This is a genomic window from Vibrio splendidus, assembly GCF_002873455.1.
GTDB lineage: Bacteria > Pseudomonadota > Gammaproteobacteria > Enterobacterales > Vibrionaceae > Vibrio > Vibrio splendidus_J.
On the sequence record NZ_MCUN01000024.1, the window covers coordinates 111946 to 128494 of the forward strand.

General features: G+C 45.6%; 15 protein-coding genes. 12 read left to right on the plus strand and 3 right to left on the minus strand.

Features of this window, described 5'->3' with window-relative positions; translation table 11 throughout:
• Nucleotides 1–68: 68 nt before the first annotated feature.
• From BCU75_RS18220 to fis, 9 genes are all read left to right on the plus strand, one after another.
• Nucleotides 69–1901 (plus strand): DUF294 nucleotidyltransferase-like domain-containing protein, encoded by a 1833-nt coding sequence (locus BCU75_RS18220; RefSeq protein WP_102474669.1) that lies wholly within the window; start codon nucleotides 69–71, stop codon nucleotides 1899–1901.
• A gap of 11 nt (nucleotides 1902–1912) precedes the next feature.
• Nucleotides 1913–2545 carry a 3'-5' exonuclease gene (locus tag BCU75_RS18225; protein ID WP_076675535.1) on the plus strand — a complete coding sequence of 211 codons (633 nt, stop codon included), beginning with the start codon at nucleotides 1913–1915 and terminating at the stop codon, nucleotides 2543–2545.
• A gap of 218 nt (nucleotides 2546–2763) precedes the next feature.
• A complete protein-coding gene (acs, locus tag BCU75_RS18230; protein WP_102474670.1) occupies nucleotides 2764–4713 on the plus strand; it encodes an acetate--CoA ligase in 1950 nt (649 codons plus the stop codon).
• 322 nt (nucleotides 4714–5035) lie between these two features.
• Nucleotides 5036–5485: a type II 3-dehydroquinate dehydratase gene (gene aroQ, locus BCU75_RS18235; RefSeq protein ID WP_004729735.1), complete on the plus strand. Its 450-nt coding sequence runs from the start codon at nucleotides 5036–5038 to the stop codon at nucleotides 5483–5485.
• 74 nt (nucleotides 5486–5559) lie between these two features.
• Nucleotides 5560–6027: an acetyl-CoA carboxylase biotin carboxyl carrier protein gene (gene accB, locus BCU75_RS18240; protein ID WP_102474671.1), complete on the plus strand. Its 468-nt coding sequence runs from the start codon at nucleotides 5560–5562 to the stop codon at nucleotides 6025–6027.
• A 15-nt stretch (nucleotides 6028–6042) separates the two neighbouring features.
• Nucleotides 6043–7386, plus strand: a complete 1344-nt coding sequence (accC, locus tag BCU75_RS18245) for an acetyl-CoA carboxylase biotin carboxylase subunit (protein ID WP_065207430.1) — start codon at nucleotides 6043–6045, stop codon at nucleotides 7384–7386.
• A 206-nt stretch (nucleotides 7387–7592) separates the two neighbouring features.
• Nucleotides 7593–8480 (plus strand): 50S ribosomal protein L11 methyltransferase, encoded by an 888-nt coding sequence (prmA, locus tag BCU75_RS18250; RefSeq protein ID WP_017108603.1) that lies wholly within the window; start codon nucleotides 7593–7595, stop codon nucleotides 8478–8480.
• Between the two features lie 141 nt (nucleotides 8481–8621).
• Nucleotides 8622–9590 (plus strand): tRNA dihydrouridine synthase DusB, encoded by a 969-nt coding sequence (gene dusB / locus BCU75_RS18255; protein ID WP_017104592.1) that lies wholly within the window; start codon nucleotides 8622–8624, stop codon nucleotides 9588–9590.
• 23 nt (nucleotides 9591–9613) lie between these two features.
• The gene (gene fis / locus BCU75_RS18260) at nucleotides 9614–9910 is read left to right on the plus strand and encodes a DNA-binding transcriptional regulator Fis (RefSeq protein ID WP_004729744.1); all 297 of its coding nucleotides are present in this window, start codon (nucleotides 9614–9616) and stop codon (nucleotides 9908–9910) included.
• 90 nt (nucleotides 9911–10000) lie between these two features.
• Here fis and zntR read toward each other — a convergent pair whose 3' ends face one another.
• On the minus strand, nucleotides 10001–10441 hold the full coding sequence (zntR, locus tag BCU75_RS18265; RefSeq protein ID WP_029222059.1) for a Zn(2+)-responsive transcriptional regulator: 441 nt from the start codon (nucleotides 10439–10441) through the stop codon (nucleotides 10001–10003).
• A gap of 325 nt (nucleotides 10442–10766) precedes the next feature.
• Between zntR and purH the strand changes: the two genes are divergently transcribed.
• Nucleotides 10767–12359, plus strand: coding sequence for a bifunctional phosphoribosylaminoimidazolecarboxamide formyltransferase/IMP cyclohydrolase (gene purH, locus BCU75_RS18270; RefSeq protein ID WP_102474672.1), 1593 nt, complete (start codon nucleotides 10767–10769; stop codon nucleotides 12357–12359).
• A gap of 281 nt (nucleotides 12360–12640) precedes the next feature.
• Entirely contained in the window at nucleotides 12641–13930 is a 1290-nt protein-coding gene (gene purD / locus BCU75_RS18275) for a phosphoribosylamine--glycine ligase (RefSeq protein WP_102474673.1), read from the plus strand.
• A gap of 168 nt (nucleotides 13931–14098) precedes the next feature.
• On the opposite strand, the gene BCU75_RS18280 is transcribed toward purD, so the two are convergent.
• On the minus strand, nucleotides 14099–14797 hold the full coding sequence (locus BCU75_RS18280; RefSeq protein ID WP_102466652.1) for a DUF1481 domain-containing protein: 699 nt from the start codon (nucleotides 14795–14797) through the stop codon (nucleotides 14099–14101).
• A 47-nt stretch (nucleotides 14798–14844) separates the two neighbouring features.
• Nucleotides 14845–15117 (minus strand): nucleoid-associated protein HU-alpha, encoded by a 273-nt coding sequence (gene hupA / locus BCU75_RS18285; protein WP_004729753.1) that lies wholly within the window; start codon nucleotides 15115–15117, stop codon nucleotides 14845–14847.
• Between the two features lie 270 nt (nucleotides 15118–15387).
• Here hupA and BCU75_RS18290 point away from each other — a divergent pair, with 270 nt between their 5' ends.
• A complete protein-coding gene (locus BCU75_RS18290; protein WP_102466653.1) occupies nucleotides 15388–16539 on the plus strand; it encodes a CNNM domain-containing protein in 1152 nt (383 codons plus the stop codon).
• Nucleotides 16540–16549: the final 10 nt, after the last annotated feature.

Here is a 16549-nt window from a genome sequence, read left to right on the forward strand (position 1 = left end):
GACTAAAGTCGTCTGGAGCTTCGCTGGTATTTTGTCAGACTGATTAAAGACTCCCATTTATTCTTGTGATGCTTATGCCTGACAAATTTAATATGCAGCACCCACCCTTCGATAGCCTGTCCGACACCGAACAGTTGAAGCTGCGCTCTTCATTAGACGTGGTGTATTACCGCTCTCAAGAAGTCATACTGGAAGCCGATAGGCCGAGCCGACACCTGCACATTTTGATCAAAGGGGCTGTTGAAGAGCGCGCGAGCAGTGATGGCGAGATTTACGCACACTATGCCAATGACGATATTTTTGATGTCAGAAGCCAGTTTGAACCTCACACCAAACACCAGTACATCGCGCTCGAAGATACATTAAGTTATCTACTACCCACAGACATCTTTCTCGAGCTTTACCACGCCAATGGCCAGTTTGCAGCTTACTTTGATAGCAACCTTTCGACACGAAAAGCGCTAATTGAAGCCGCTCAACAGCAGCAGAATCTTGCCGAGTTCATACTGACTAAAGTGGACGAATCAATCTATCACCCTCCATTGATACTGGAACCCTACCAACCTATCAATCAAGTCACTCAAACCCTTAAAGAACAAGGGTTGGACTCGGCTCTAGTTCATTTGGAACATGATGATCAAAAAGCTTTTGGATCATCATGTTCCCTACCGTATGGAATCGTCACTCGAACCAATTTATTGCATGCTGTGATGCTCGATAACTTCCCATTGGATGCGCCTGTCGGCGAGATAGCAACGTTTCCAGTGATGCACGTAAACCAGGGCGACTTCTTATTTAACGCCATGATTACCATGACCAGAAATCGAGTAAAAAGGCTGATGGTTTGTGATGGTCCAAATGCTGTTGGTATGGTGGATATGACACAGATTCTGAGTGCATTCTCTACTCATTCTCACGTTCTCACTTTGCGTATTGCTCGCGCCACCAGCATTGAAGAACTGGCATTAGCCTCCAACAAACAGCGTCAATTAGTCGAAAGCCTGCTCAGTAACGGCATTCGCACGCGCTTCATCATGGAGCTAATATCAGCCGTTAATGAGCAAATAATAGAGAAAGCGTTTGAGTTGGTTATCCCACCTGCACTGCATAATCATTGCTGCCTGATCGTATTGGGATCTGAAGGTCGGGGAGAGCAGATCCTCAAAACCGATCAAGACAACGCACTGATAATTCAAGACGGCTTAGAATGGCATCAATGCCAAAGTGCCATGAACGATCTCACCCACACACTGCAGCAATTGGGCTATCCTCTCTGCCCAGGCAACGTAATGGTCAACAATCCGAAATGGGTACATTCAGAAAAAGAGTGGAAACAAACCCTCACCCGTTGGGTAAAAAAAGCCACGCCAGAAACCGTAATGGACATCGCCATCATGGCGGATGCCCATGCAGTAGCAGGCAATAGAGAGCTCTTAAAGCCAGTCAAACAACACCTCAGTGATTTAATGTTGGGACAAGAGTTAATCCTCACTGAATTTTGTCGCCCTGCCCTGAACTTTTCGGTTCCCCTCACTCTGTTTGGTAATGTTAAACAGTCCAAGTCAGGTCTCGATATCAAACAAGGCGGTATTTTCCCGATAGTGCATGGTGTGAGAGCACTTTGTCTTGAACATGGTGTGACGGTGAACAACACCTTTGAACGCATTGAACAGCTCGTTAGTAAAAAGGTCTTAGAGCAAAGTACCGCGGACAACCTCAGTGAAGCTCTCAAACAGTTTTTAAAATGGCGTTTAGCTCAGCGACTTTCACAACAACACAGCAGCAATAAGATCAACGTCAAACTGATGGAGCGGGCAGACCGAGACTTACTTCGTCATAGCCTACATGTGGTCAAAAAATTCAAGCAATGGCTCGGCTACCACTATCAAATCAGAGATTAGGCGGCTCAACGATGAATAGATTGGTTCGTTATTACTGGCATCACAAGCTCAAAGGCTCTGCTTATCAGCCTCTGTTTACTACACCTACGCATAATGAATATATATCGCTCGATTGTGAAACCACCAGCCTCGACCCTAATCAAGCGGAGTTAGTCACTATTGCCGCAACCAAGATCATCGGTAACCGAATCATTACCAGTCAGCCTTTTGAAGTCCAATTACGAGCTCCTCAATCGCTCGATTGCAATTCAATAAAAATCCATCGTATTCGCCATCAAGATCTAAAGCACGGCATTGAAGAAAAACAGGCTTTGATCGAGCTGCTCGACTTTATTGGTAACCGTCCTTTAGTCGGCTATCACATCCGCTATGATAAAAAGATTCTCGACCGTGCCTGTTTAAAACAGCTTGGATTTCCACTGCCTAACCGATTAGTCGAAGTGAGCCTGCTCTATCAAGAAAAACTCGAAAGACAGCTGCCCAATGCCTATTTTGATCTCAGTATGGACGCCATATGTCGCCAGTTGGATTTGCCTATACCGGTCAATAAACATGATGCATTACAAGACGCTATCTCCGCTGCACTAATTTTTGTACGCCTTAAACACGGTGATTTACCCCGTTTCAACTCTTCTTATTCTTAATTCAACCTTTGCCTCTCGACATAGAGAGCAATATCGCAAAAATGAACTTAACTCGCTATTTTGTAAGTGAAAAGCGGCGTCTCATCCTAAAGTCTAATTGTGGAAATCGCCGTCCTAGCCGAGAGTGATAGCACAACGACGGTCCTGTAAAAGACTTAGAAACTGAACACAAAGGAAGTTGCCAGTTCATTAAGAATGTTGGCACAAGGAGAGATGCAATGAGTGAAGCCCACGTTTATCCGGTAAAAGAAAATATTAAATCAACCACACACGCGGATAATGACACTTACCTAGCCATGTACCAGCAATCTGTTTCTGACCCTGAAGGCTTTTGGGGTGAACACGGAAAAATCGTTGATTGGATTAAACCTTTCACACAGGTAAAAAACACCTCTTTCGACCCTGGCCACATTGATATTCGTTGGTTTGAAGATGGCACGCTTAACGTTTCGGCTAACTGTATCGACCGCCACCTTGCTGAGCGCGGTGATGAAGTCGCTATCATCTGGGAAGGCGATGACCCAACGGATGACAAAACTCTAACTTTTAATGAACTACACAAAGAAGTGTGCCTGTTTTCAAATGCTCTAAAAGAACAAGGTGTACGCAAAGGCGATGTGGTGTGTTTATACATGCCGATGGTGCCAGAAGCTGCTGTTGCCATGCTGGCATGTACCCGTATCGGTGCAGTTCACACAGTGGTATTTGGCGGTTTCTCACCAGAAGCACTGTCTGGTCGTATTATCGATTCAAATTCTAAAGTCGTAATCACTGCCGATGAAGGCGTGCGTGGCGGCCGTGCTGTTCCATTGAAGAAGAATGTCGATGAAGCACTAACGAACCCTGAAGTGAAAAATATCGAGAAAGTTGTCGTATTCAAACGTACTGGCGGCGATGTTGCGTGGCACGAACACCGTGATGTGTGGTGGCATGATGCTATCGCAAACGTATCGGCAGATTGCCCACCAGAAGAGATGAACGCAGAAGACCCACTATTCATCCTTTATACGTCAGGCTCTACAGGTAAACCAAAAGGTGTTATGCACACCACAGGTGGCTACCTAGTTTATGCAGCCATGACCTTCAAATACGTATTCGATTACCAAGAAGGGGAAACCTTCTGGTGTACTGCGGATGTGGGTTGGATTACTGGTCACACTTACCTTGTCTACGGTCCGCTTGCCAATGGTGCGAAAACCATCCTGTTTGAAGGTGTGCCGAATTACCCGAACACAAGCCGCATGAGTGAAGTGGTCGATAAGCATCAAGTTAATATTCTTTATACTGCACCAACGGCGATTCGTGCCTTAATGGCAAAAGGCAATGAAGCGATTGAAGGGACTTCTCGTGACAGCCTAAGAGTCATGGGCTCGGTAGGTGAACCTATCAACCCTGAAGCGTGGGAGTGGTACTACAAAACGATTGGTAATGAGCAGTCTCCGATTGTCGATACATGGTGGCAAACAGAAACAGGCGGCATCTTAATCGCACCGCTACCGGGCGCAACAGATCTAAAACCGGGTTCAGCGACTCGTCCATTCTTCGGTGTGCAACCCGCACTTGTCGACAACATGGGCAACATCATTGAAGGAGCGACCGACGGCAACCTAGTGATTCTTGACTCTTGGCCGGGCCAAATGCGTACCGTTCACGGCGATCATGACCGTTTTGAGCAGACTTACTTCTCTACCTTTAAAGGCATGTACTTTACCAGTGATGGCGCTCGTCGTGATGAAGATGGTTACTACTGGATTACGGGTCGTGTGGATGACGTACTTAACGTATCAGGTCACCGTATGGGTACCGCTGAGATTGAATCGGCACTAGTAGCATTCGATAAGATTGCAGAGGCAGCGATTGTGGGCATTCCTCATGATATTAAAGGCCAAGCAATTTACGCTTACATCACGCTAAATGATGGTGAGTTCCCAACCGCAGAACTTCATAAAGAAGTGAAAGACTGGGTACGCAAAGAGATAGGCCCAATCGCAACACCAGATGTACTGCATTGGACAGATTCTTTGCCAAAAACTCGTTCAGGCAAAATCATGCGTCGTATCCTACGTAAGATTGCCACAGGCGATACTGGCAACCTAGGCGATACGTCGACACTGGCAGACCCAAGCGTAGTTGATAAGCTGATTGCTGAGAAAGCAGAACTGGCATAAGCAACCCGTCACATTAGCTTATCACTGTTTAAAACAGCCATTAATAAACCGTCACCTATGTGGCGGTTTTTTTATGGCTGATCTTGATCTCAAATATCTTCGATAAAATTAAGGCAATCGCGGTTTTTTGTTAAGTTGATAACAATTCCATGCCGTACTTATAGGAGATTAGACCAGTAAATTGCTGCGATTTGCGCTGAATTAGCTATAATCTGGTTCTAATTTTTAAATTTGGGTTTTTCTTACTGGAAATTAACCCCAAATTTTCAATAAAATGGCAACATTCACATTCGTAAACACGATAAAGGAAGATAGCCCCACAATGTCTACAAAGTTTCGCATTCTAGTTTTAAATGGCCCAAACCTTAACCTGTTAGGCCTTAGAGAGCCTGCACACTACGGTTCTCAAACACTTGACCAGATTATTAGCTCTTTGACCGAGCAAGCGAAAACACAAGATGTTGAGCTGTCTCACTTACAGTCAAATCGTGAGTATGAACTGATTGAAGCTATCCATAGTGCTTATCAAAATGTTGATTTTATTATTATCAACCCAGCGGCCTTTACACATACCAGTGTGGCGTTGCGTGATGCACTACTTGGTGTTGCTATCCCATTTATTGAGGTTCATCTATCGAATGTTCACGCACGTGAACCATTCCGTCACCACTCTTACCTATCTGATAAAGCAGAAGGTGTGATTTGTGGCTTAGGTGCCCAAGGTTATCAATTTGCTTTGACGGCGGCGCTCAACAAGCTCAACGCAAAGTAAATAAAAACAACGAACTATTACTAACCTACTCAGTCAAAGAGTAAGTTCAATCAACAGATAAAGAGAAAGAAACAATGGATATTCGCAAAATCAAAAAGCTAATCGAATTGGTTGAAGAGTCTGGTATTTCTGAGCTAGAAATCTCTGAAGGTGAAGAGTCAGTACGAATCAGTCGTAACAGCCCTGTATCTGCAGCGCCTATTCAATATGCAGCGGCTCCAGCTCCTGTAGCGGCAGCACCTGCGGCGGCACCTGTAGCAGCAGAAGCAGCAGAAGCAGCAGAAGCAGCAGCTCCTGCGGTTCCAGCTGGTCACCAAGTTCTTTCTCCAATGGTTGGTACTTTTTACGGCGCTCCAAGCCCAGATGCAAAACCATTCGTTAAGGTTGGTCAATCTGTAACTGCTGGCGAAACGCTATGTATCGTTGAAGCAATGAAAATGATGAACCAAATCGAAGCTGATAAATCTGGTGTTGTAACAGCTATCCTAGTTGAAGACGGTCAACCAGTAGAATTCGACCAAGCTCTAGTAATTATCGAATAATAGAGAGCACTCATTATGTTAGATAAATTAGTAATCGCGAACCGTGGTGAAATTGCACTGCGTATTCTGCGAGCATGTAAAGAGCTTGGCATCAAAACGGTAGCGGTTCACTCAACAGCTGACCGCGATCTTAAGCACGTACTGCTTGCTGACGAAACCATTTGTATCGGTCCAGCTCGTGGTATCGATAGCTACCTGAACATTCCTCGTATCATCAGCGCTGCTGAAGTAACGGGTGCAGTCGCTATCCACCCTGGCTACGGCTTCCTGTCTGAAAATGCAGATTTTGCAGAACAGGTAGAGCGCAGTGGTTTTATCTTCGTTGGCCCTAAAGCTGAAACCATTCGCATGATGGGTGACAAAGTGTCAGCTATCACGTCAATGAAGAAAGCTGGCGTACCTTGTGTACCGGGTTCTGACGGCCCTCTTGATGATGATGAAGTGAAAAACAAAGCGCACGCTAAGCGCATTGGTTTCCCTGTAATCATCAAGGCATCTGGCGGCGGCGGCGGTCGTGGTATGCGTGTTGTTCGTACTGAAAAAGAACTAACAGAAGCTATCGCAATGACGCGTGCTGAAGCAAAAGCATGTTTCAATAACGACATGGTTTACATGGAAAAATTCCTAGAAAACCCACGTCACATTGAAGTACAAGTGCTTGCAGATGGGCAAGGCAATGCTATCCACCTAGGTGAGCGTGACTGTTCAATGCAGCGTCGTCACCAGAAAGTTGTGGAAGAAGCTCCAGCACCAGGCATCACTGAAGAGATGCGTAAGTACATCGGTGACCGTTGTACTCGTGCATGTCTTGAGATTGGTTACCGCGGCGCAGGTACATTTGAATTTCTATACGAGAATGGTGAGTTCTACTTCATCGAAATGAACACTCGTATCCAGGTTGAGCACACGATTACTGAAATGGTAACGGGTATCGACCTAGTGAAAGAGCAACTTCGCATTGCTGCTGGTCAGCCTCTATCATTCACACAGGATGATATTAAGCTGCGCGGCCACTCAATCGAATGTCGTATCAACGCGGAAGACCCAGTTCGTTTCCTACCATCTCCAGGTAAGATCACGCGCTTCCATGCTCCAGGTGGTATGGGTGTTCGTTGGGAATCTCACATCTATACTGGCTACACAGTACCACCACACTACGATTCAATGATTGGTAAGCTGATCACTTACGGTGAGAACCGTGATGTCGCTATCGCTCGTATGAAGAACGCATTGGGTGAAATGATTGTTGAAGGTATTAACGTTAATACTGAACTTCAATTGGCTATTATGAACGACGAAAACTTCCAACACGGTGGTGCAAACATCCACTACCTTGAGAAGAAGCTTGGTCTGCAATAGAAGCTTGGTCTGCAACAGAAGCAGGTCTTCCATAATACGTTCTCTGTAGAACAGTAATAAATGCTCACTTCGGTGGGCATTTTTGTTTTTAAACACTCGCAAAAATCAATCAATAATCCCTCTTATAATCCGCGGTGTTTTGGTGAATTTGCTCATATTTTCTGCTAGACTCGCCATCCAATTTTTCTCATATAGAAGATGCAGCCATGCCTTGGATTCAAATCAAGCTTAATGCGACCAATGAAAATGCCGAACAAATCGGCGACATGTTAATGGAAGAGACAGGTGCTCTTTCCGTAACTTTCCTGGATGCACAAGATACCCCTGTATTTGAGCCTCTGCCGGGTGAAACTCGCCTTTGGGGTGATACTGACATTCTCGCGCTTTACGACGCTGAGACTGATACTGGTGTCGTTCTAGCGCAAATTAAAGCAAGCAACATGTTCCCTGCAGACTTTGCTCATAAAGTAGAGCAAATTGAAGACAAGGACTGGGAACGTGAATGGATGGATAACTTCCACCCAATGAAGTTTGGTGAGCGTCTTTGGATCTGCCCGAGCTGGCGCGATATCCCAGAGCCTGACGCTGTGAACGTCATGCTAGACCCTGGTCTTGCATTCGGTACTGGTACTCACCCAACAACAGCATTGTGTCTTGAATGGCTGGAAGGCTTAGACCTTACAGGCAAAACCGTGATCGACTTCGGTTGTGGTTCAGGCATTCTTGCGATCGCTGCGATCAAACTTGGCGCGGCAAAAGTTATCGGGATCGACATTGATCCTCAAGCTCTACTGGCTTCAAAAGACAACGCACAGCGCAATGGCGTGGCAGAGCAACTAGAGGTGTTCTTACCACAAGATCAACCTGAAGGTCTGATTGCTGACGTGGTTGTTGCCAACATTCTTGCTGGTCCATTACGCGACCTTTCAGGCATCATCAAAGGCCTAATTAAGCCAACTGGCGTGCTTGCGATGTCGGGTGTTTTGGATACACAAGCAGAAGATGTTGCGACTTATTATCGTGATGAGCTTCACATTGATCCAATCATTGAACAACAAGAATGGTGTCGAATCTCTGGTCGCAAGCAAGGCTAGACAAGACTTTGGGCGCTAATTGACTGAATTTTAAGCAAATTACAAAAACAAATTGTAAATGCTCAAATATTAGTCTTTTCACGCAGCGAAAAAATGCGTAAAATGCGCGCCCTTGCTGGTACAGAACTGTGATGACATTTTTTGAAAATCGGAAATTATCAACTTAAGAACAATCTAATCGTCGCTCCTATGGCTGGCGTAACGGATAGACCATTCCGTGAGTTGTGTCTTCGTTACGGTGCGGGGATGGCAGTCAGTGAAATGATGTCCTCCAATCCGAAAGTTTGGAAAACGTCAAAGTCTCAGCAGCGTATGGTACATGAAGGCGAATCGGGCATTCGTTCAGTACAAATCGCTGGTGCAGATCCACAGCTTATGGCCGAGGCTGCTCAATTCAATGTTGCTAACGGTGCGCAAATCATCGATATCAATATGGGTTGTCCAGCCAAAAAAGTGAATAAGAAGCTTGCGGGCTCAGCCCTACTTCAGCATCCAGAACTCATTGAAGATATTCTGAAAGCTGTGGTAAATGCTGTCGACGTTCCAGTAACGTTGAAAACGCGCACAGGCTGGGATACAGACAATAGAAACTGTGTCCAAATCGCTAAAATAGCCGAAGACTGCGGCATACAAGCTCTTGCCCTTCACGGGAGAACTCGCGCTTGTATGTACAAAGGTGAGGCAGAATACAAACACATTAAAGCAGCAAAACAAGCAGTATCTATTCCGGTTATCGCTAACGGTGATATCGATAGCCCGGAAAAAGCTAAGTTTGTGCTGGAGTACACTGGCGCTGATGCTTTAATGATAGGTCGACCTGCCCAAGGACGCCCTTGGATTTTTAACGAAATCCTACACTATTTGGAAAACGGCACCACGATGGACCCGCTCCCGACTTCGGAAGTGAAAGACATCATGCTTGGCCATGTTAACGCTCTACATGAATTTTATGGCGAGTTTTTAGGCCCCCGTATTGCTCGTAAGCATGTGGGTTGGTACCTAAAAGAACATGAACAGGCGAGTGAGTTTCGCCGTACCTTCAACGCATTCGAAGCAGGTGATCTGCAGCTTGAAGCGCTAGAAGGTTTTTTTGATAACGTTGCACCATAATTACGAGAAGAGCTAGACCGAATATGTTCGAACAAAATCTGACTTCAGAAGCATTGACAGTAACTACAGTTACATCACAAGACCAAATCACGCAGAAACCACTACGTGACTCAGTTAAAGCATCATTGAAAAATTACCTTGCTCAATTAAACGGTCAAGAAGTCAGCGAGTTATACGAATTAGTATTAGCTGAAGTTGAACAGCCACTACTAGACACTATCATGCAGTACACTCGCGGTAACCAAACTCGCGCAGCAACCATGATGGGTATTAACCGCGGTACTCTTCGCAAGAAACTTAAAAAATACGGCATGAACTAATCGTTCTTTCGTAATTAATTGAATTGAAAGCCAAGCTCATTTATTGAGTTTGGCTTTTTTTTGGCTTGTCGAACCGTAATAGGTGACTGATTACTCTCCAGTGCGACAGCAGCGCTCTTTATCAACGTTTGCTGAATCCAAGGCTGCCAGAATAGAACAATGGCTTGCATCATCGTCTACGTGGCCACAACACGCATCATTAATCTTTTTAAGTGCAGTGCGAATCTTGGTTAACTCGGTAATCTTCTCATCGATCATCTCTAGTTTTGCTGAGGTAATTGATTTCACTTCGGCGCAACTGTGCTGTGTGGCTTCGAGACGAATCTCAAGCAATTCTTTAATCTCGTCCAGACTCAGTCCCAACGCTTTAGATTTGAGAATAAACGTCACCTGTTTCTGGTTATTTTCATCATATAGTCGATAACCTGACTCACTGCGGCTGGCTGGCGCGATCAGGTTATTCTTCTCATAAAATCGTAAGGTATCGGCTGTCACACCACATCGTTTCGCTAATTCACCGATCTGAAACATTTTTTTTCCTACTGTTCCGTCCATTCCACAATTAACCTTATCGTTACTTTTCAGGCTGAAATGGCACTTTTCATAATTAATTTTGAGATGCCAAACGATTGCGCGAGCTTTTTTGTAATAAATTAGTTAGAATCTGCGCCATCAAATTTGGAGTTGGTTATCTTATAGCTTAATCATAAGACTAACCCAAAAGGTCTTTACCAAAACTGGCCAATATTTTATCTCTTACTGGTATCTAAGATAATCCACGCTAAGAAGATAGAAACAAGTTCTTTTTTGGCAAATATCTTTATTTTAACCCCATGAATTTGAGGAAGATGGAAGCATGAATAACGCTCGTCCAATTCGCCGCGCTCTCATCAGCGTATCAGACAAAACTGGTATCGTTGAATTTGCACAAGCTCTTGCTAACCGTGGTGTAGATATCCTATCTACCGGTGGCACTGCTCGCCTGCTTGCTGAAAAAGGCATCTCTGTTACAGAAGTATCTGACTACACTGGTTTCCCAGAAATGATGGATGGCCGTGTTAAGACTCTGCATCCTAAAGTTCATGGTGGTGTTCTAGGCCGTCGTGGCCAAGATGATGACGTGATGGAAACTCACGGTATCAACCCTATCGATATGGTTGTTGTAAACCTATACCCATTCGCAGAAACCGTTGCTAAAGAAGGTTGTACCCTTGCTGACGCTGTTGAGAACATCGACATCGGCGGTCCAACAATGGTTCGTTCTGCAGCGAAAAACCACAAAGACGTGACTATCGTTGTAAACGCACACGACTACGAGCGCGTTGTAACTGAAATGGACGCTAACGAGAAGTCTCTAACGCTAGAGACTCGTTTCGACCTCGCTATCGCAGCATTTGAGCACACTGCTTCTTACGACGGCATGATCGCTAACTACTTCGGCACCATGGTTCCTTCTTACGGAGAGAACAAAGACGGTGACAATGAGAGTAAATTCCCACGTACTTTCAATCAGCAGTTCGAGAAGAAACAAGACATGCGCTACGGTGAGAACAGCCACCAAGCAGCAGCATTCTACGTTGAAGCGAACCCTGAAGAAGCATCTGTTTCTACTGCTCGCCAAATTCAAGGTAAAGCACTTTCTTACAACAACATCGCTGACACTGACGCAGCACTTGAGTGTGTGAAAGAGTTCGACCAGCCAGCATGTGTCATCGTTAAGCACGCTAACCCATGTGGTGTTGCACTAGGTGAAGACATCCTAGAAGCTTACGACCGTGCATTCAAAACAGACCCAACGTCTGCATTTGGCGGCATCATTGCGTTCAACCGTGAGCTAGACGCAGCAACAGCAACGGCTATCACTGAGCGTCAATTCGTTGAGGTTATCATTGCACCATCTGTTTCTGCTGAAGCAGTCGCAATCGTAGCGGCTAAGAAAAACCTTCGCCTGCTTGAGTGTGGTGAGTGGACAACTAAGACGACTGGCTTTGACGTGAAACGCGTTAACGGTGGCTTGCTCGTTCAAGACCGCGACCAAGGCATGGTGTCTGAAGATGACCTTAAAGTGGTTTCTAAGCGCCAACCAACAGCTGAAGAACTAAAAGATGCACTGTTCTGCTGGAAAGTAGCGAAATACGTGAAATCTAACGCGATTGTTTACTCGAAAGGCGACATGACGATTGGTGTCGGCGCAGGCCAAATGAGCCGCGTTTATTCTGCGAAAATCGCAGGCATCAAGGCTGCTGACGAAGGTTTAGTTGTTGAAGGGTGTGCAATGGCATCGGATGCATTCTTCCCATTCCGTGACGGTATCGACGCGGCAGCAGAAGCGGGCATCAAGTGTGTTATCCAACCGGGCGGCTCTATGCGTGATGACGAAGTTATCGCCGCAGCAGACGAACACGGCATGGCGATGATCTTTACGGGCATGCGTCACTTTCGCCACTAATTTCCTCTTCGTATTTGGCAATGTGGCGTCGTTAGCTGCTTTCGCCCACCCCGGTCACATAGTGGATATGCTCCCGGGGATGGGCTCAATTGCTGCCTAGCAACATCACCAACTACTTTGAGCAAAACTTATAATTTTGTTTTTTAAATATTCCGATATTTGAAATACGTAGAGCAAGTCAGCGACTTTAGTTCAAGGAAAACACGCGGAGCTTATGACCATAAGTGAGCATGTTTGACACCGAAATAAAGGCCCTGAAGCAGCTATAAGGATTTTAAAACATGAATGTACTTATTATTGGTGCTGGCGGTAGAGAACATGCTTTGGGTTGGAAAGCGGCACAAAACCCAAATGTTGAAACGGTATTCATTGCTCCAGGTAACGCAGGTACTGCACTTGAACCGAAACTTGAGAACGTAAACATCGGCGTTGAAGACATCGCTGGTTTAGTCGCGTTTGCTCAAGATAAAAAAATCGAACTGACCATCGTTGGCCCTGAAGCGCCTTTGGTTATCGGTGTGGTTGATGCATTTCGCGAAGTAGGTTTGCCAATCTTTGGCCCAACTCAAGCCGCAGCACAGCTTGAAGGCTCTAAAGCATTCACTAAAGACTTCCTAGATCGTCATGAGATCCCAACAGGTTACTACTCAAACTTCACTGAGATTGAGCCAGCTATCGCTTACGTTCGTGAGCAAGGCGCTCCAATCGTAGTAAAAGCTGACGGTCTTGCAGCAGGTAAAGGCGTTATCGTTGCGATGACCCTTGAAGAAGCTGAAGACGCAATCAAAGACATGCTAGCAGGCAACGCATTTGGCGAAGCAGGCAGCCGCGTGGTTATCGAAGAGTTCCTTGAAGGCGAAGAAGCAAGCTTCATCGTGATGGTTGACGGCTCTAGCGTACTGCCTATGGCCACCAGCCAAGACCACAAGCGTGTTGGCGACAAAGATACAGGCCCTAACACGGGCGGTATGGGTGCTTACTCTCCTGCGCCGGTCGTGACTCCAGAAATCCACAACCGTATCCTTGAGGAAGTTATCTATCCAACGGTACGTGGCATGGACGCGGAAGGCGCACCTTACACAGGTTTCCTTTACGCTGGCCTAATGATCGATGCTGACGGCACACCTAAAGTTATCGAATACAACTGCCGCTTCGGCGATCCAGAAACACAACCTATCATGATGCGTATGGAGTCAGATCTTGTTGAGCTTTGCCTAATGGCTATCGACGAGAAACTCGATGAAGCAGAATCGAAGTGGGATCCACGCGCTTCTATCGGTGTTGTTCTTGCAGCTGGCGGTTACCCTGCTGACTACACAAAAGGTGACGTTATTTCGCTACCTACAAGCGAAGTTGAAGGCCAAAAGGTTTTCCATGCAGGTACCACAAATAACGAAGCTGGCGACGTTGTGACAAACGGCGGCCGCGTGCTATGTGCAACTGCACTGGGCAATACGGTTTCTGAAGCTCAGGAGCGCGCTTACGCGTTAACTAAGCAAGTTAGCTGGAATGGTATGTTCCACCGCAATGACATTGGTTACCGCGCGATTGCACGCGAACAAGAGCAGTAATCACTCTTGTTGCTCACTTACTTTCAAATGACAGTAAGCGAATAACAGCAAAAGGCGCCTCGATAGGCGCCTTTTTATTACTCAATCGTTCTAGGAATCTGTACATGTACAGACAAATAAGCACTTAGCCTACAGTAGGCCAAATACTCTTAATTCTTTGATTGCTTTCTATTCTTTCAGCAATGATGGTCTTACGACACAATCATGACTGTCTTCAGCCAACATCAGTAACTCTTCTACACTCATCTTACCTAGTAAATCACCGCCAAGAAACGCCGCATAGCTTTCCACAGACGCCAATCGATCAATTACGAAGCCAGGCAAGGTCTGGTTAAATTCAATGCGATCAAACTCACCACCAGCGCACGTTTTAAAAGAGCTGCCATTCCAGTAACCCTGAATCAGCCTAAGCCCTTCATCATGCTGCTTCGCTGTGGTCTCTAAAACCGACGTCGCTTCTTTCTGATAGTTTTCAAGCTGCTTCGCTTGGATAGGTAAGATTTTACTGTCAATACGATACTGCTGATACACAGCCTCGCCTGACTTGTTGAAGCGCACATGAACACGATAAGGCACTAGCTTATTCGATGAATTACGCTGTTCACCTTCACGAACGAATTCACGAAGTATACCTTCCGACCAAGCATAGTCACTTTGGTACCAGCCGTAATCGCCAACAGTGACGTAGTCAGCTGAAGTATGAGGTTGTGTTAGCTTATTGGTAACCCAGTAAAAACTTGTCGCGTCGCCCATGACTTGGCCGCCGGTGTGAGTTTCAAATTGCTCTAGGTTTTTGCGAGGGCTGGTTGATGAACAGCCAATGAGAAATGTAGATAACAGTGAAACGAGAAGAAATGCTTTTTTCATAAAAACCTGTACCGAGGTGGAATACGACTACCTCGGTACAGTTTAGATTATTTCACTGAATCTTTCAGCGCTTTACCTGCAACAAATGCTGGAACATTTGCAGCAGCGATTTGGATCTCATCACCAGTTTTTGGGTTACGACCAGTGCGAGCTGCACGGTGGTTTACTTTAAAAGTACCAAAACCAATTAGCTGAACTTGATCGCCATCTTTAAGAGCATCTGTAACACCACCAAGAGTCGCTTCTAGAGCAGCTTTAGCTTGTGCTTTAGAAAGGTCCGCTTTTTCAGCAATAAAGTCGATTAATTGAGTCTTGTTCATTTTAGGTTTCCCTTCTTTGTATTTTTGAATTCAATTTACTCTAAAACATAAATGCCCCATCTGGCAAAGGTTTGTCGTCGATCTTTAGCTCTAATGCCGTAGTTTTAGCCATAATATGAGTAATAACTCACAATTTGTTACTGATTTTATTGAGCAAGCCCTTGTTTAAAAGGGGCTGAGAGGCAAATTAATGATGACCTAGCTACTACTTTATCTCTATAATCCACGCTGAATCGCTGCTAAAGCGTACAATTTAATTTAAGGGCAAACATGCTGCTGCTAACTATTTACGTCTCCATTGCTATTGGAGTTTCTTTCATTTGTTCTGTTTTAGAAGCTGTACTTTTGAGTATTAGTCCGAGCTACATTGCTCAACTAAAACAAAATGGGCACCCTGCAGCAGAGTCTTTAGACAAACTGAAAACAGACATTGACCGCCCGCTCGCGTCAATTTTAACGCTCAACACCATCGCGCACACAATCGGTGCTGCGACGGCAGGTGCACAAGCGGCTGTGGTTTTTGGTAGCCAATGGTTGGGTGTATTCTCTGCCGTACTGACTTTGGGTATTTTGGTTTTGTCTGAAATTGTTCCAAAAACCATTGGTGCAACCTACTGGCGTCAACTTGCCCCAGCATCATCAAACGTACTTCGCTGGATGGTTTTCTTTCTTACACCGTTTGTCTGGTTCTCAGAACAGATCACCAAACGTCTTGCTCGTGGCCACCAAGCACCAAAAATGCGTGATGAGCTGTCTGCAATGGCTATTTTGGCAAAAGAGAGTGGTGAGTTTGCTGAAGGCGAATCAAAAATTCTGAGCAACCTATTAGGCATTCAAGATGTGCCCGTGACTCAAGTAATGACGCCGCGCCCTGTTGTATTCCGCGTCGATGCCGAAATGAGCGTGAATACGTTCCTAGAGCAACACAAAGATACACCATTCTCGCGCCCATTGGTTTACAGCGAGCAAACTGACAACATCATTGGTTTTGTTCACCGTCTGGAGCTGTTTAGATTGCAACAAGCGGGTTGTGGCGAGAAAGCTCTGGGTGAAGTAATGCGCCCAATCCACGTATTGCTGAACAATATGGGCTTGGCTAAAGCCTTTGACCAAATGATGGCAAACCGCCTGCAGCTTTCCTTGGTGGTAGACGAGTACGGTACGATTCAGGGCATCATCACCCTAGAAGATATCTTTGAGCACCTAGTGGGCGAAGAGATCGTCGACGAAGCAGATAAGACGACTGACATGCAAGAACTGGCGTTTCAGCGTTGGGAACAATGGAAAGAAACACACGGTGTTATCGAAAACCGCGATGAAGAGGACGAGCTAGAGGAAAAAACTCTAACAGACAACGACACCTCAGACTCAAAGTCAGCGGATGAAGACAAGGTTCAAAAAGAAGACAGCAAAGACGCTTAATCTCAATTTG

What these genes read in the sequence shown, in the direction of transcription:
- BCU75_RS18280 (WP_102466652.1), bottom strand. Translation starts at nt 14,797, where the DNA reads ATGAAAAAAGCATTTCTTCTCGTTTCACTGTTATCTACATTTCTCATT.
- hupA (WP_004729753.1), bottom strand. Translation starts at nt 15,117, where the DNA reads ATGAACAAGACTCAATTAATCGACTTTATTGCTGAAAAAGCGGACCTT.
- accB (WP_102474671.1), top strand. Translation starts at nt 5,560, where the DNA reads ATGGATATTCGCAAAATCAAAAAGCTAATCGAATTGGTTGAAGAGTCT.
- fis (WP_004729744.1), top strand. Translation starts at nt 9,614, where the DNA reads ATGTTCGAACAAAATCTGACTTCAGAAGCATTGACAGTAACTACAGTT.
- BCU75_RS18290 (WP_102466653.1), top strand. Translation starts at nt 15,388, where the DNA reads ATGCTGCTGCTAACTATTTACGTCTCCATTGCTATTGGAGTTTCTTTC.
- BCU75_RS18225 (WP_076675535.1), top strand. Translation starts at nt 1,913, where the DNA reads ATGAATAGATTGGTTCGTTATTACTGGCATCACAAGCTCAAAGGCTCT.
- BCU75_RS18220 (WP_102474669.1), top strand. Translation starts at nt 69, where the DNA reads ATGCTTATGCCTGACAAATTTAATATGCAGCACCCACCCTTCGATAGC.
- acs (WP_102474670.1), top strand. Translation starts at nt 2,764, where the DNA reads ATGAGTGAAGCCCACGTTTATCCGGTAAAAGAAAATATTAAATCAACC.
- aroQ (WP_004729735.1), top strand. Translation starts at nt 5,036, where the DNA reads ATGTCTACAAAGTTTCGCATTCTAGTTTTAAATGGCCCAAACCTTAAC.
- prmA (WP_017108603.1), top strand. Translation starts at nt 7,593, where the DNA reads ATGCCTTGGATTCAAATCAAGCTTAATGCGACCAATGAAAATGCCGAA.
- purH (WP_102474672.1), top strand. Translation starts at nt 10,767, where the DNA reads ATGAATAACGCTCGTCCAATTCGCCGCGCTCTCATCAGCGTATCAGAC.
- purD (WP_102474673.1), top strand. Translation starts at nt 12,641, where the DNA reads ATGAATGTACTTATTATTGGTGCTGGCGGTAGAGAACATGCTTTGGGT.
- zntR (WP_029222059.1), bottom strand. Translation starts at nt 10,441, where the DNA reads ATGTTTCAGATCGGTGAATTAGCGAAACGATGTGGTGTGACAGCCGAT.
- accC (WP_065207430.1), top strand. Translation starts at nt 6,043, where the DNA reads ATGTTAGATAAATTAGTAATCGCGAACCGTGGTGAAATTGCACTGCGT.